This window comes from Pseudonocardia tropica (assembly GCF_040105315.1).
Lineage (GTDB): Bacteria > Actinomycetota > Actinomycetes > Mycobacteriales > Pseudonocardiaceae > Pseudonocardia > Pseudonocardia alni.
Window position 1 is genome coordinate 215,234 of the sequence record NZ_JBEDNP010000006.1, and the last position, 13,670, is coordinate 228,903.

Annotated in this window: 14 protein-coding genes; 11 read left to right on the forward strand and 3 right to left on the reverse strand. The window is 74.7% G+C overall.

All coding sequences use genetic code 11. The annotated features are described in order from the left end of the window. Positions 1 to 8: 8 nt before the first annotated feature. From WHI96_RS12525 to WHI96_RS12540, 4 genes are read left to right on the forward strand one after another with little or no spacing between them, the layout of a single operon-like run. Complete coding sequence (locus WHI96_RS12525) at positions 9 to 263, forward strand: DUF7218 family protein (protein ID WP_345648939.1); 255 nt, start codon at positions 9 to 11, stop codon at positions 261 to 263. Positions 264 to 275: 12 nt separating this feature from the next. Beyond that, on the forward strand, positions 276 to 1,049 hold the full coding sequence (locus tag WHI96_RS12530) for a 5-formyltetrahydrofolate cyclo-ligase (protein ID WP_345648936.1): 774 nt from the start codon (positions 276 to 278) through the stop codon (positions 1,047 to 1,049). Next, a complete protein-coding gene (locus WHI96_RS12535; protein WP_345648933.1) occupies positions 1,046 to 1,561 on the forward strand; it encodes an O-acetyl-ADP-ribose deacetylase in 516 nt (171 codons plus the stop codon). The genes WHI96_RS12530 and WHI96_RS12535 overlap by 4 nt, the downstream gene beginning before the upstream one ends. 4 nt (positions 1,562 to 1,565) lie before the next feature. Continuing rightward, complete coding sequence (locus tag WHI96_RS12540) at positions 1,566 to 2,075, forward strand: gamma carbonic anhydrase family protein (protein ID WP_345648930.1); 510 nt, start codon at positions 1,566 to 1,568, stop codon at positions 2,073 to 2,075. A 35-nt stretch (positions 2,076 to 2,110) separates the two neighbouring features. Here the strand turns inward: WHI96_RS12540 and WHI96_RS12545 are convergent, their stop codons facing one another. Next, a complete protein-coding gene (locus WHI96_RS12545; protein WP_345648927.1) occupies positions 2,111 to 2,767 on the reverse strand; it encodes a maleylpyruvate isomerase family mycothiol-dependent enzyme in 657 nt (218 codons plus the stop codon). Between the two features lie 10 nt (positions 2,768 to 2,777). Next, positions 2,778 to 3,473: a FadR/GntR family transcriptional regulator gene (locus tag WHI96_RS12550; RefSeq protein ID WP_345648924.1), complete on the reverse strand. Its 696-nt coding sequence runs from the start codon at positions 3,471 to 3,473 to the stop codon at positions 2,778 to 2,780. Between the two features lie 86 nt (positions 3,474 to 3,559). Here WHI96_RS12550 and WHI96_RS12555 point away from each other — a divergent pair, with 86 nt between their 5' ends. The 7 genes from WHI96_RS12555 to WHI96_RS12585 all read left to right on the forward strand — a co-directional run bounded on the left by WHI96_RS12555 (position 3,560) and on the right by WHI96_RS12585 (position 12,491). Then, complete coding sequence (locus WHI96_RS12555; protein ID WP_345648921.1) at positions 3,560 to 4,387, forward strand: (Fe-S)-binding protein; 828 nt, start codon at positions 3,560 to 3,562, stop codon at positions 4,385 to 4,387. After that, complete coding sequence (locus WHI96_RS12560; RefSeq protein ID WP_345648918.1) at positions 4,384 to 5,910, forward strand: LutB/LldF family L-lactate oxidation iron-sulfur protein; 1,527 nt, start codon at positions 4,384 to 4,386, stop codon at positions 5,908 to 5,910. The genes WHI96_RS12555 and WHI96_RS12560 overlap by 4 nt, the downstream gene beginning before the upstream one ends. Next, positions 5,907 to 6,557 carry a LutC/YkgG family protein gene (locus WHI96_RS12565; protein ID WP_345648916.1) on the forward strand — a complete coding sequence of 217 codons (651 nt, stop codon included), beginning with the start codon at positions 5,907 to 5,909 and terminating at the stop codon, positions 6,555 to 6,557. The genes WHI96_RS12560 and WHI96_RS12565 overlap by 4 nt, the downstream gene beginning before the upstream one ends. Positions 6,558 to 6,786: 229 nt before the next feature. Further along, positions 6,787 to 8,265 (forward strand): MFS transporter, encoded by a 1,479-nt coding sequence (locus WHI96_RS12570; RefSeq protein WP_345648913.1) that lies wholly within the window; start codon positions 6,787 to 6,789, stop codon positions 8,263 to 8,265. 67 nt (positions 8,266 to 8,332) lie between these two features. Then, entirely contained in the window at positions 8,333 to 9,373 is a 1,041-nt protein-coding gene (locus WHI96_RS12575; protein ID WP_345648910.1) for a ketoacyl-ACP synthase III family protein, read from the forward strand. Continuing rightward, a complete protein-coding gene (locus tag WHI96_RS12580) occupies positions 9,370 to 10,899 on the forward strand; it encodes a class I adenylate-forming enzyme family protein (RefSeq protein WP_345648907.1) in 1,530 nt (509 codons plus the stop codon). Before WHI96_RS12575 ends, WHI96_RS12580 begins: the two co-directional genes overlap by 4 nt. Further along, positions 10,896 to 12,491: a phosphopantetheine-binding protein gene (locus WHI96_RS12585; RefSeq protein WP_345648905.1), complete on the forward strand. Its 1,596-nt coding sequence runs from the start codon at positions 10,896 to 10,898 to the stop codon at positions 12,489 to 12,491. Before WHI96_RS12580 ends, WHI96_RS12585 begins: the two co-directional genes overlap by 4 nt. Positions 12,492 to 12,543: 52 nt before the next feature. Here WHI96_RS12585 and WHI96_RS12590 read toward each other — a convergent pair whose 3' ends face one another. Then, positions 12,544 to 13,317 carry an AfsR/SARP family transcriptional regulator gene (locus WHI96_RS12590; protein WP_345648902.1) on the reverse strand — a complete coding sequence of 258 codons (774 nt, stop codon included), beginning with the start codon at positions 13,315 to 13,317 and terminating at the stop codon, positions 12,544 to 12,546. Positions 13,318 to 13,670 lie beyond the last annotated feature (353 nt).

Genomic DNA, 13,670 nt, shown 5'->3' on the forward strand with positions numbered 1-13,670 from the left:
CGACCGCCATGGCGAGCAGCATCAAGGACGACGAGATGTACGAGCGCCTCCGCGAGGAGGGCAACTCCAAGGAGAAGTCCGCGCGGATCGCGAACGCCGCGGCCGCCGAGGGTCGCGACACCGTCGGCAGGCGCGGCGGCGAGCACGGCGACCACGAGAACCGGACCAAGGACGAGCTCTACGCCCGGGCGCAGAAGGTCGGCATCCCCGGCCGCTCGGACATGACCAAGGACGAGCTGATCCGGGCCCTGCGGGAGCACTGACATCATCGGGGCATGAGCCGCCGTCACGACCACGACGCCGGGGGCGACCCCGGGACCCTCGCCCGCAAGGCGGAGCTGCGCGAGGAGGTCTGGACCGCGCTGACCGAGCAGAAGGCCTCCCGGTTCCCGGGGGCGCGGAACCGGATCTCGAACTTCGTCGGCGCCGAGGCCGCGGCCCGGCGGCTGCGCGAGCTGGACGTGTGGCGCGCCGCCCGCACCGTGAAGTCCAACCCGGACTCCGCCCAGCTCCCGGTGCGCCGGTACGCGCTGGAGGACGGCAAGACCGTGTACATGGCCGTCCCGAGGCTGGCCGAGGACGACCCGTTCTTCCTGCTGGACCCCGACCACCTCGCCGACCCGCCCCACCGCGCCGTGTCGATCGAGAACGCCACGCGGTCGGCCCGCCGGGTCGCCGTCGACGAGCTGGAGCCGGTGGACCTCGTCGTCACCGGCTGTGTGGCCGTCGGCGCGGACGGGGCGCGGCTGGGCAAGGGCGGCGGGTTCGCCGACCTGGAGTTCGCGCTGGCCCGCGCGGCGGGACTGATCTCCGACGACACCCTCGTCGTCACCACCGTGCACGAGCTGCAGCTTCGCGACGCGGGCGTCGTCCCGTGGGCGGACCACGACGCGCCGGTCGACCTGATCGTCACCCCGGACCGCGTCGTCGACTGCCGGGAGCACCGCCGGAACCGCCCCGAGGGCGGCATCGTGTGGGACTCCCTCACCGAGGACAAGATCGCGGCCATCCCGCTGCTGGGACGGCTGCGCGAGGAGGCACGCGCATGAGGATCGGCTGCGAGCGCGGGGACATCACCGAGGCCCGGGTCGACGCCGTCGTCAACGCCGCCAACTCCGGCCTGCGCGGCGGGGGTGGCGTCGACGGCGCCATCCACCGGCGTGGCGGGCCCGCGATCCTCGCCGAATGCGAGCGGCTGCGCGCCGGCGACCTGCCCGACGGGCTCCCCACCGGCCGGGCCGTCGCGACGACCGCCGGGGACCTGCCCGCCCGCTGGGTGATCCACACCGTCGGCCCGGTGTACGCGCGGCGCGAGGACCGCTCGGCGCTGCTCGCGAGCGCCTACCGCGAGTCGCTGCGGCTCGCCGACGAGCTCGGCGCCCGGACCGTCGCGTTCCCCGCCGTCTCGGCCGGGATCTACGGGTGGCCGCTCGCCGACGCCGCCCGGATCGCCGTCGCCACCGTCCGGGAGGTCGCCGAGGCGGGCACCGCGGTCACCGAGGTCCGGTTCGTGCTGTTCGGCGACGACGTCCTCGCCGCGTTCGAGACCGCCCTAGGCTGACCGCATGATCACCGTGAACGGCCACACCCCGCAGGTCCACGAGCAGGCCTGGGTGGCGCCCGGCGCCGTGCTCGCCGGCGAGGTGAGCGTCGGTGCGGAGACCGGGATCTGGTACACGTGCGTGATCCGGGCCGACCTCGCCCCGATCACCCTCGGCTCCCGCACCAACGTCCAGGACGGCTCCGTCCTGCACGCCGACCCCGGCTTCCCGGCGACCGTCGGCGACGGCGTCACCATCGGCCACCGCGCGGTCGTGCACGGCTGCACGATCGAGGACGACGTACTGATCGGCATGGGCGCGGTGCTCATGAACGGGGTGCACGTCGGCGCCGGGTCGCTGATCGCCGCGGGTGCGGTGCTCACCCAGGGCACGGTGGTGCCGCCCGGGTCGCTGGTCGCCGGGGTCCCGGGGAAGGTGCGTCGCGAGCTCGGCGAGGCCGAACGGGACTCGATCCCGCTGTCGGCCGCCGCCTACGTCCACCTGCTGGGCCTGCACCGCGACGCGAACGCCTGACCCACCGGGTGCGGGACGACCGGAGGAACGCGGCGTCAGCGGTCGGTCTGCCGGGCGGCGAGCGTCGCGACACCGTCCCCGGTGAGCCGGTCCAGCACCGCCGGGCGCCCGCACGCCGCCAGCAGCACGTCGATCGCGCGGCCCCGCACCTCGGCGCCCTCCCCCGAGTCGAACCCGGCGTCGTCGGCGACGAACCGCAGGCCCGCCACCCGGCGCCGCGTGGTGAACGCGAGGGGGACCGTCCCGACCACGAAGTCGAGCGCGATGCGCACGTCGGCGGGGTCGGCCTCGAACGGCAGCCCGAGCGGGACGGTGACGTCGGCGGTGTGCACGATCGCGTCGGTCATCGGGCCCCGCGCACCGATGCCGGGCGGGGCGAAGGAGCTGTCGGCCCGGTCGCGCAGGACCGCGACCAGCTCCTCGACCGGGCGGGCCGCGTCCCGCCGCGCGGCCCGGTCGACCGCCCGGTCCACGTTCCCGCGCGCCCGCAGCACCTGGACCAGGAACGACGGCACCGTCGTGGTCAGCGCGGACACCAGGTGCCCGGCGACGGTCCGCACGTCCCATCCGGCGCACAGGCTCGGCGCCGCGAGCTGCGCGACGTCGAGCGAGGACACCAGGTCGGCGAACCCGCGCCGGTACCGGGCGGACACCGCGACGACGGCGGCGTCGGGCAGGTCGGAGGTGGTCACGGCGGTGAGCCTAGGCAGGTCGGACCCGGCCGTGGAAGGCGCGGATGTGCGCCTCGATCCGGTCCGCGGCCAGCGCCCCGTCGCCGTCGGCGATGGCCGCGTGGATCTCCCGGTGCTCGGCGCGCAGCCGCTCGCGCAGCGCGGGCCAGTCCCCCTGGGCCTGCATCGCGTCGAGCAGCGTCCCGCGCACCGACTCCCGGACCGCCCGGGTCAGCTCCCCCACCAGGCGGTTCCCGGCCGCCGCGGCGATCGCGACGTGGAAGGCGATGTCGGCGTCGCTGAAGGCGGCCGGATCGAGGTCGTCGTCCATGACGTCCAGCGCGTTCGACCACTCCAGCAGGTCCGACGCCGAGCGCCGGCGCGCGGCCAGCCCGGCGGAGAACCGCTCGAACATGACCCGGGCCTCGGTGACGTCGTCCACCGGGAACGAGTCGACCGCCAGGTGCAGGGCCAGCACCCGGCCGAGTGCCCGCGCCGGGGCCGGGACGACGACCGTGCCGGAGTCCGCGCCGGTGCCCACCTGTGAGCGGATCACGCCCTGGGCCTGCAGCACCCGCAGCGCCTCGCGGACCGCCTGGCGGGACGCACCCAGCGTCGCGGCGAGCTCGCGCTCCGGCGGCAGCCGGTCCCCCGGGCGCCACTCGCCACTCGTCAGGCGCTCCTCGACGTGGGCGAGCACCATCTCGTGGGCGGCGGGAACACGCACGTCGTCCTCCTGCTTGTGTGTGGTCCGACCATACCGCTACCTTGGTCGGACCACACCCTCCGTCCCACCACTTCACCGGAGGCCCCATGCCGATCCCACCGCCCCGCGTCGGCCTCATGGTCACGTGCCTCAACGACGCCCTGTTCCCGGACACCGGCAGGGCCGTCGTGTCGCTGTTGCGCCGGCTCGGCGTCGACGTCGAGTTCCCCGCCGCACAGACCTGCTGCGGGCAGCCGATGGTCAACACCGGCTACCTCGACGAAGCCGTCCCGCTCGTCCGCAACCACCTCGACGCCTTCGCCGGGTACGACGCGATCCTCGCCCCGTCCGGGTCGTGCGCGGGCTCGGTGCGCCACCAGCACGGCCTGGTCGCGCGGCGCTCCGGCGACCCGGGTCTGATCCGCGGCGTCGAGTCCGCACCGCCGGTGTACGAGCTGAGCGAGTACCTGGTCGACGTGCTCGGCGTCGTCGACGTCGGGGCCTACTTCCCGCACCGCGTCACCTACCACCCGACCTGCCACTCGCTGCGGATGCTGGGGGTCGGCGACCGGCCGACCCGGCTGCTGCGCGCGGTCCGCGGGCTGACCCTGCTCGAGCTGCCGGGCGCCGCCGAGTGCTGCGGGTTCGGCGGGACGTTCGCGGTGAAGAACTCCGAGACCTCGATCGCGATGGGCAACGACAAGGCCCGCCACGTCCGCTCGACCGGTGCGGAGGTGCTCGTCGCCGGGGACAACTCCTGCCTGATGCACGTGGGCGGGCTGCTGTCGCGGCAGCGGTCGGGGATGCGGGTGATGCACCTCGCGGAGGTGCTGGCGCAGACCGAGCCGGTGATCGAGCAGCGCGAGGAGCGCGCCGCGGACCCGGCGAGCATCGGCAGCGCCGTCCCGCAGCACGTCACGGAGGTCTCCCGATGAGCGGCACCTTCCTGGGCACTCCCGCCTTCCCCACCGCGGCGCGGGCGGCACTGGAGGACTCCCAGCTGCGTCGCAACCTCGCCCACGCCACCGGCACGATCCGCACCAAGCGGGCGAACGTCGTCGGTGAGGTGGACGACTGGGAGCAGCTGCGCCTGGCCGGTGAGGCGATCAAGAACCGGGTCCTGCGGCACCTGCCCGACTACCTGGAGCAGCTCGAACGCTCGCTCACCGCGGCCGGGGCGACCGTGCACTGGGCCCGCGACGCCGCCGAGGCCAACGCGATCGTCGTCGACATCGCCCGGCGGCACCGCACCGACGAGGTCGTCAAGGTCAAGTCGATGGCCACCCAGGAGATCGAGCTCAACGACGCCCTGGAGGCCGCCGGGATCCACGCCTGGGAGACCGACCTGGCCGAGCTCATCGTGCAGCTCGGCGACGACCTGCCCAGCCACATCCTGGTCCCGGCGATCCACCGCAACCGCGCGGAGATCCGGGAGATCTTCCTGCGCGAGATGGGCCGGGCCGGGAAGGCCGCGCCCGAGGACCTGACCGACGAGCCGAAGCAGCTCGCCGCGGCGGCCCGGGCACACCTGCGGGAGAAGTTCCTGCGCGCGAAGGTCGCGATCTCCGGGGCGAACTTCGCCGTCGCCGAGACCGGGACGCTGACCGTCGTCGAGTCCGAGGGCAACGGCCGGATGTGCCTGACCCTGCCCGAGGTGCTGGTGTCGGTGGTGGGGATCGAGAAGGTCCTGCCGACCTTCCAGGACCTGGACGTGATGCTGCAGCTGCTCCCCCGGTCCTCGACCGGGGAGCGGATGAACCCCTACACCTCCACCTGGACCGGGGTCACCCCCGGCGACGGGCCGCAGGAGGTGCACGTCGTGCTGCTGGACAACGGCCGCACCGACGTGCTGGCCGACCCGACCGGACGGCAGGCGCTGCGGTGCATCCGCTGCTCGGCATGCCTGAACGTGTGCCCGGTCTACGAGCGCACCGGCGGGCACGCCTACGGCTCGGTCTACCCGGGCCCGATCGGCGCGATCCTCGCCCCGCAGCTGCGCGGGGTGGGTACCGACCCGCAGACCGACTCGCTGCCGTACGCCTCCAGCCTGTGCGGGGCGTGTTTCGAGGTCTGCCCGGTCCGCATCGACATCCCCGAGGTGCTGGTGCACCTGCGTGCCGAGGTCGTCGACGCCCACAAGCGGGCGAGCCGGGTGCCGTCGGTGCAGGACGTCGCGATGAAGGCGGCGTCGTGGACGCTGTCCTCGGCCGCGCGCACCGGCGCCGCGGAACGTGTCGCCGGGATCGGCGGGAAGCTGGCCGGACGGCTGGGCCGCACCGCACCCGGCGGGCGCAGCATCCTCGGCGCGGTGCCCGGCCCGGCGAGCGCCTGGTCGGACTCGCGCGACGTGCCGGTACCGGCTGCCGAGTCCTTCCGGGACTGGTGGACCAGAACCGACGGCGGGCGGAGCCGGAGCGACCACACCGACGGCGGGCGTGGGAACGGGGACGGGGCATGAGCGCGCGCGAGGCGATCCTGGCGAAGGCCCGGCGGGCCCTGGCCGACGTGCCCGACGTCGAGCCGGTGCTCGACGTCGAGGTGGTCCGGCCGGTCCCCGACCGGTCGCTGCCGCACGCGCAGGTCGTCGACCTGTTCGACGAACGGGTCGCGGACTACCGCGCCGTCGTGGAGCGGGCGGACCCGGGCACCGCGGCGGCGCGGGTCGCCGGCGCCCTGGCCGGCCGGCCGCCGCTCGCGGGCTCCGGACCGCTGCGGATCCTGGTGCCGCCGGGCTTCCCGGCCGGGCTGGTGCCCGACGACGTCGAGGTCGTCCCGGACGGGCCGGACGTCACGGTGTCGGAGCTGGACCGCTGCGACGGGGTGCTGTCGACGGCCGCGATCGGCATCGCCGAGACCGGCACGATCGTCCTCGACCACGGTCCGGGTCAGGGCCGGCGCGCCGCGACGCTGGTCCCCGACCTGCACGTCTGCCTGATCCGCGCCGATCAGGTCGTGGCCGGGGTGCCGGAGGCGGTGGCCGCGCTGGACCCGGCGCGGCCGCAGACCTGGATCAGCGGGCCGAGCGCGACCAGCGACATCGAGCTGGACCGGGTGGAGGGTGTGCACGGGCCGCGGACACTGCACGTGGTGATCGTCGGGGACTGACGCCGGCGACGATGACGGTCGCCGACGCGCCGGACTCGCTGCGGCCGGGTCGACGAGCTGGTCCGCCGGGCCGCCGCGACGATCGACCGGGCCGCCCGGGCGGTGCTCCACGGGCAGGTGGTGGCCCGGTGCAGCGGGACGACCCGGGCCCGGCCAGGGTGCGCCCAAGCCACGGCTAAGCCCCGGGTGCTGCGATCCCCGTGACCGTTCCATCCCGCGGGAGGCAGCGATGGGGACACCCTCCGACGTCCGGCCGGACGATCCGACGACGACCCCGACGGGCGGCCGCGGCCGCCGGGCGGTGCTCGCCCTGATGGGGCTCGCACTGTTCGTGATCGTTCTCAACAACTCCGCGCTCAACGTCGCGATCCCCACCCTGATGCGGGACCTCGACGCCGACCTGCCGACGGTGCAGTGGATCGTCGACGCCTACTCGGTGGTGTTCGCCGGCCTGCTGCTGATCGGAGGCGCGTGCGCGGACAGGTGGGGGCGCCGGCGGGTGACCCTCTCCGGCCTGGCCGTGTTCGCGGTCGCCTCGGGGGCGTCGGCGCTGGCGGACGCCGCGTGGCAGGTGGTGCTGACGCGGGTCGTGCTCGGGGTCGCGGCGGCGTTCGTGATGCCCGGAACCCTGGCCGTGCTCCTCGACGAGTTCACCGGTCGGCAGCGGGCCACCGCGATCGCGGTCTGGAGCGGGATCGCCTCGCTCGGGGTGGCGTTCGGCCCGGTGCTCGGTGGCCTCGTGGTCGCGGCGGCGGGGTGGTCGGCGGTGTTCTGGCTCAACGTCCCCCCGGCGCTGGTGGTGGTGGGCGCGGGTTCGCTCGTAGTGCGCGAGTCGCGTGATCCGGCACGGGCCCCCGTCGAGGCGGTCGGCGGGGCGCTCTCCGTCCTGATGATCGGCGGCCTCGTGTTCGCCGTGATCGAGTTCGGGGCGTCCGGCCGGCCGGACGCGGCCGTGGTCGGCGCCGCGGTGGTCGCCGCGGCGGCGGCCGTGGGATTCGCCGCGCGGCAACGCCACGCGGACCGCCCGCTGGTCCCGCGGGGGCTGGTGCGCGACGGGCCGTTCCTCGGCGCGTCGGTGAGCACCATGCTGCTGTTCTTCGGGCTGGCCGGGTCCCTGTTCGTACTGACCCAGCGGCTGCAGTTCCGGTTCGGTCTCTCCCCGGTCGCGGCCGGACTCGCCGTCGGGCCGGTGGCGCTGACCGTGGTCGTGGCGTCGGTGTGTTCCCCGGTGCTGGCCCGCCGGACGGGTCCGCGGGTACCGGTCACCGTGGGTCTGGGCGTCGTGACGGCCGGGCTGGCGGTCCTGGCGACCACGGGGGTGCACCTGCCGACCGTGCTGCTGGGTCTCGCCGTGATCGGGACCGGTTTCGGTCTCGCCGTCCCGGCGGCCACCGACGTGCTCGTCGGGCGGGTCCCGTCCGATCGCGCCGGAGCCGGCGCCGCGCTCAACGACACCCTGCAGGAGCTGGGGTTCGCGCTGGGTGTGGCGGTGGTCGGGGCCGTGCTCCACCGGGCGTTCGTCATCGCGGCCGGGCCGGGCACCGACCCCGCGGCCACGCTGGTGTCGGGATCGATGGACCCCGGGCGGGCGTCGGCGGCCTTCGACACCGCTGCCACGGCCGCGCTGTCGGTGGCGGCGGCGGTGGTGGGTGTGGCGACGCTGCTGGCCGCTCGGTGGATCCCGGGCCGCGACCGAAGTACGGGCTAAGCCCTGCTTCAGACGACGTCGCGACGCTGGGCGGGAAGCCCAGAGCCACAACCGCCCGGGAGTGACCATGCAGTGGGACGACATCTATCTCGCCGGACTCGGCGTGTACCTGCCCGAGCCCGTCGCGGCCGCCGACGCCGTCGCCCGCGGCGAGTACGACGCGGACGAGGCCGAGGCCAACGGCATCACCTCGGTGCTCGTCGAGCCCGAGCTCTCCGCACCCGAGATGGCCGTGGCGGCCGGTCGGGACGCGCTCACGCACTCGGGGGTGCAGGTCGGCGACGTGCGCGTCGTGTTCCATTCCAGCCTCTGGTACCAGGGTGTCGACATGTGGCCGGCCGCGTCCTATGTGGCCCGCTACACCGTCGGTGACCGGGTCGTGGCCTTCGACCTGCAACAGCAGTGCAACGCCGCGGTCGGCGCGCTGGACCTGGCCGCGTCCCGGCTGGCGTTCGAGGGCGGCGGTGCGGCCCTGCTGACCACCGGAGACCGGTTCTGCCTGCCGGGGGTCGACCGCTGGCGGACCGAACGCGGCCTGCCCTACGGCGACGGGGGCACGGCGGCCGTACTGTCCACCGAGGGCGGCTTCGCCCGGCTGCTGTCCACCGCGACCGTGTCCGACAACGGTCTGGAGCAGGTGCTGCGCGGTCCGCGCTTCCACGACGCGGCCCAGCCCGGCCCGCTCGACATCTCCGCCCGGATCGCCCACCACTTCGAGCACCACGGCGGGATGCGCGCGTCCACGGTACGGCTGGCCGACGCCGTGCGGGCGTCGATCGGCGAGGCGCTCGCCGAGGCGAAGACCGAGACGGCCGACCTGGCCGGGGTCGTCATCCCCGCCGCCGGGCGGGCCAAGCTGGACTGGCAGCTGTCCCAGCTCGTCGGGGTCGAGGAGCACCAGACGACCTGGCCGTTCGCCCGCACGCACGGCCACCTCGGTGCCGGGGACCAGTTCGCCGGGCTGCGGCACCTCGTCGTCTCCGGTGTGGTCGGGCCCGGCGATCGGGTCCTGATCGTCGGTGGCGGCGCCGGTCTGACCTGCACCTGTGCCGTCGTGGAGATCCTCTCGGAGCTCCCCGCGGCGACCGAGCGGACGTGGCCGGCGTGACCGCCGTGGACACCGCGGTGGCCGTGGCACCCGACGCGACGGTGACCGACCTCCTCGACGACGCCGTGCGCCGCTGTGCCGGCGCCCCGGCGGTCCGTGACGCCGGAGGTGGCTGGACCTGGGGCGAGCTGGACGACGCCGCGGCCGCGGTCGCCGCCCGGCTCGTCGGGCTGGGCGTGGTCCCCGGCGACCGGGTGGCGCTGCGCTCGCGCAACCGCCGGGAGGCCGCGGCCGTGCTGTTCGGCGTGCTGCGCACCGGGGCCTCGCTCGTGCCGGCGAGCCCGCACCTGACCGCGGCGGGGCTCGCCGGGGTACTGGCCGACGCACGTCCCGCGGTCCTGGTCACCGATGAGCCGGGCGACCTCCGCGCCGCCGGACCGGCGGGGGCCGCGGTCCTGCCGGTCGACGGGATCGCCGACGCGGTCACCGGCCCCACCGTCGCGGCACGGGGGTCCGGGGGCCCGGGCCCCGACGACGTGGCGTTCCTGATCTACACCTCGGGCAGCACCTCGGCTCCGAAGGGGGTCGTCTCACCGCACCGCGCGGTGTGCTTCGCCGCCCGGGCGATCGCGGCCCGGCTGGGTTACCGCCGGGACGACGTCGTGCTGGTCGGCTCCCCGATGTCCTTCGACTACGGCCTCTACCAGCTGCTGCTGGGGGCGCTGGCCGGGGCCGAGACGGTGCTAGCCGACGCCGACGACCCGATCGGGATGCTGCGTGTGCTGCGCGCGACCCGCGCCACCGTACTGCCCGTCGTGCCCTCGACCGGGCGGATGCTCGCGACCCTGGCCCGCCGCGGCGCCCCGCCGGAGCACGTGCGGATGTTCACCAGCACCGGCGCCGCGCTGACGGCAGCCGACACCGCGGCGCTGCGGGCGGCGTTCCCGCGGGCGTCGGTGGTCGCGATGTACGGCATCACCGAGTGCAAGCGGGTGACCATCGCCGATCCCGACGCCGACCTCCAACGCCCCGGCTCGGTCGGGCGTCCGCTGCCCGGCACCACCGTGCAGATCCTCGACGACGACGGCGAGCCGGTCGGGCCGGGCACCGTCGGCGAGATCGCCGCGGTCGGGCCGCACGTGATGTCGGGTTACCGGGGCGCGCCGGACCTGAGCGCGCAGCGCTTCGACCGCGACCCCCGCAGCGGCGCCCCGCGTCTGCGCACCGGCGACTACGGGCTGCTCGACGCCGAGGGCCACCTCTGGTTCCACGGCCGCCGCGACGACCAGTTCAAGCGGCGCGGCGTGCGCATGAGCCTGATCGAGATCGAGGCGGCGGCCGCCGCCGTCGAGGGAGTGCGGGCCGCGGCGGCCCTGCCCCCGGACGCGGGCCGCGACCTCGAGCTGGTGGCGGTCACCGACCTGTCCGCGGACGCCGTGCTCGCCGGCGTCGCCGCACTCCTGGAGCCGGCCAAGGTCCCGGTGACCTGCCACGTCGTCTCCGAGCTGCCGCTCACCCCCAACGGCAAGACCGATCGCACGGCGTTGCAGGACCTCACGGCACGCCGGAAGGGAGCATCCGCATGACCGACCACGAGTCGCTGCTCGCCACCTACGGCAGCCCGGCCTACGTCTACGACCTCGACCGGGTGGACCGGGCCCGCGAGGAGCTGGTGGCGGCGCTGCCCTCCGGTGCCACGCTCTACTACTCCCTGAAGGCGAACCCGCACGTCGACGTCGTCGCCGCCCTGGTCGCGGGCGGTGCCCGTCCGGAGATCAGCTCGACCGGGGAGCTCGCGGCCGCGCTCGCGGCGGGCGGGGACCCGGCGCACATGCTCTACACCGGGCCCGGAAAGACCGCCGCGGAGATCGGTGCCGCGCTCGACGCCGGCGTCCGCACCCTGTCCGTCGAGTCCCCGACCGACCTGCACCGGGTCGCCGCGGTGGCGCGCCGGAGCGGACGGACCGCACGCTGTCTGCTGCGGGTGAACGGCGGCGAGGCGGCCGGACACGCCGGGATGCGGATGACCGGCGAGTCCTCCCAGTTCGGGTCCGACATCGAGGTGCTCCTGGCACGGCGTGCCGAGCTGCACGGCCCGGACGCCGAGGGCGCGGAGATCGTCGGGTTCCACTTCTACCCGGTCACCAACGCGGGGTCCGGCGAGGTCCTGCTGTCGGAGTTCACCGCGAGCATCCGGACGGCGGCCCGCCTGCGTGACGAGCTCGGCGTCACGGTGTCGGTGCTCGACCTGGGCGGCGGGTTCGCCTGCCCGTTCGCCGTGGCCGGTGACCGCCCGGCCTATCCGGACCTGCGGGCGGGGTGCGAGGCCGAGCTGGACCGGTCCTTCCCCGGCTGGCGCGCGGGCGAGGTCGAGATCGCCTTCGAGAGCGGTCGGCACCTGGTCGGGGACGCGGGCACGCTGCTCTGCACCGTCACCGACGCCAAGCTCAGCCGCGGTGCGCGGTTCGTGGTGGTCGACACCGGGATCCACCACCTGGGCGGGCTGTCGGGGATCGGGCGGCTGCTCCCGCTGTCGGCCGAGCCCGTCGTGTCCGCGGGTGAGGGACCGGCCCCCGCCACCGACCGGGCGCGCCTGGTCGGACCGCTCTGCACGCCCGCCGACACCCTCGGGCGGGGCAGCACCGAGCTCCCGGCGGTGCGGCCGGGTCAGGTACTGGCGATCCCGAACGTGGGTGCCTACGGGGCCACGGCGAGTCTGGTCGGCTTCCTGAGCCGCCCGGCGGCGGTCGAGATCTGCCGACGGGGTGCCGAGGTCGTGTCCGCGTCCCGTCTGGAACTCGTACGGACGCCGGTGCCGGCCGGTGGGGCCGCGCGGGCGGAGGCGGCGCCGCCCACGGCGGTCGTCGACGCCGTCGCCGGGACGGGCGACGGGACCGGTGACACCGTCGGTGTCACCGTCGGCGGCGACGTCCCGTGGGACGACCGCTTCCCGCTGGTGCTGCGCTCGGTGCTGCCCCGGCTGGGCGAGCCGATCACACCGCGGTCCGGTCTGCGCGGCGCCGGTCTGGACTCGCTCGCCCTCGTCGAGCTGCTCGTGCGGCTGGAGGAGACCTACGCGGTGACCATCCCCGACGACCTGCTCACCCCGGAGGTCTTCGAGACCGCGGCCGGGGTGTGGAACGTGCTCGATCGGGTCCGCCGCCCGGTCGAGGTCTGACCGACGACGACGGGTCCGGGTGCCGCGCGGCGCCCGGACCCCGTCGGGCCGCTCAGGACGCGACCGACCACTCCCGCTCGTCGAGTGCCGGATCCGCGGTCAGCACCGCACGGTGGAGCTGCTGGATCGACCGGCAGGGTTCGACGCCGAGCTCGTCCTGCAGCCGCTCGCGGAGGTCGAGGAAGCAGGTGAGCGCCTCGGCCTGCCGCTCGGACCGGTAGTAGGCGATCATGAGCTGCCGGTGGAAGCTCTCCCGCAACGGGTAGTCGTGCACGAGGCGGATCAGCTGCGCGACGATCTCGCGGTGCCGCCCGCGCACCAGGTCGATCTCCAGGCGGGTCTCGACCGCCTGGACGTACTCCTCGTTCAGGCAGGTGGCGTAGACGCCCAGCATCGGACCGTCGGTCAGGCCGCTCAGCGCCGGCCCCCGCCAGAGACCCAGAGCGCGCTCCAGGCCGTCGGCGGCACCGTCGAGGTCGCCGTCCTCGCGCTGCGCACGGGCGCGTGCGACGAGGCCGGAGAACTCCCGGTGGTCGAGCCCGGCCCCGTCCAGGCGCAGCGCGTAGCCGGGCCCCTCGGTCTCGATCGTCGCGCCGTCGCCCTCGGCGAGCTGGTTGCGCACCTGCGCCAGGTACACGTGCAGGGCCGCGCGCGCCTTGCGCGGACGGCCCTCGTCCCAGATCTCGTCCATCAGCGACGTCGTGGAGACCACCTCGCCGGCGCGCGACAGCAACGCCGCCAGCAGAATTCGCTTCTTCGTCGCACTCGGGAGCAGCGAATGGGTGTCGCGGCCCTTCTCCTGGACGACGTCGAGTGGACCCAACACAGCGAACCTCATCAATCCATTCCCCCCTGAACACGGCGCGGTGCACCAGCACACCACCGCCGACACGCGACTTTGCCATGCCTTTTGCCGTCGCCCGAATGAGCGATGTCGAGTTCGTCGCCTGTTCATATTCACTCAATCGTGGCGTCTGTGATTACCCGCCCGCGCAACCCGCCGCACTTACTTCATCAAGCGAAGCTCAAGCAGTGTGAGCTGGGCAACAGTGGTCCACGACCAGAGGTTCAGAGCCACACAAGCGACACTTCAGCCCGGCGCCGCACAGGCCCGGGATGGTCGAACCACGTTCACATCGAACGAAGGGGTGGACCGCCGTGCCGGCTGACGAAGCACAT

Bases quoted from the DNA above. Each gene is read 5' to 3' on its own strand.
- WHI96_RS12535 (WP_345648933.1), top strand. From the start codon at position 1,046: ATGAGGATCGGCTGCGAGCGCGGGGACATCACCGAGGCCCGGGTCGAC.
- WHI96_RS12565 (WP_345648916.1), top strand. From the start codon at position 5,907: ATGAGCGCGCGCGAGGCGATCCTGGCGAAGGCCCGGCGGGCCCTGGCC.
- WHI96_RS12530 (WP_345648936.1), top strand. From the start codon at position 276: ATGAGCCGCCGTCACGACCACGACGCCGGGGGCGACCCCGGGACCCTC.
- WHI96_RS12570 (WP_345648913.1), top strand. From the start codon at position 6,787: ATGGGGACACCCTCCGACGTCCGGCCGGACGATCCGACGACGACCCCG.
- WHI96_RS12560 (WP_345648918.1), top strand. From the start codon at position 4,384: ATGAGCGGCACCTTCCTGGGCACTCCCGCCTTCCCCACCGCGGCGCGG.
- WHI96_RS12575 (WP_345648910.1), top strand. From the start codon at position 8,333: ATGCAGTGGGACGACATCTATCTCGCCGGACTCGGCGTGTACCTGCCC.
- WHI96_RS12585 (WP_345648905.1), top strand. From the start codon at position 10,896: ATGACCGACCACGAGTCGCTGCTCGCCACCTACGGCAGCCCGGCCTAC.
- WHI96_RS12540 (WP_345648930.1), top strand. From the start codon at position 1,566: ATGATCACCGTGAACGGCCACACCCCGCAGGTCCACGAGCAGGCCTGG.
- WHI96_RS12525 (WP_345648939.1), top strand. From the start codon at position 9: ATGGCGAGCAGCATCAAGGACGACGAGATGTACGAGCGCCTCCGCGAG.
- WHI96_RS12555 (WP_345648921.1), top strand. From the start codon at position 3,560: ATGCCGATCCCACCGCCCCGCGTCGGCCTCATGGTCACGTGCCTCAAC.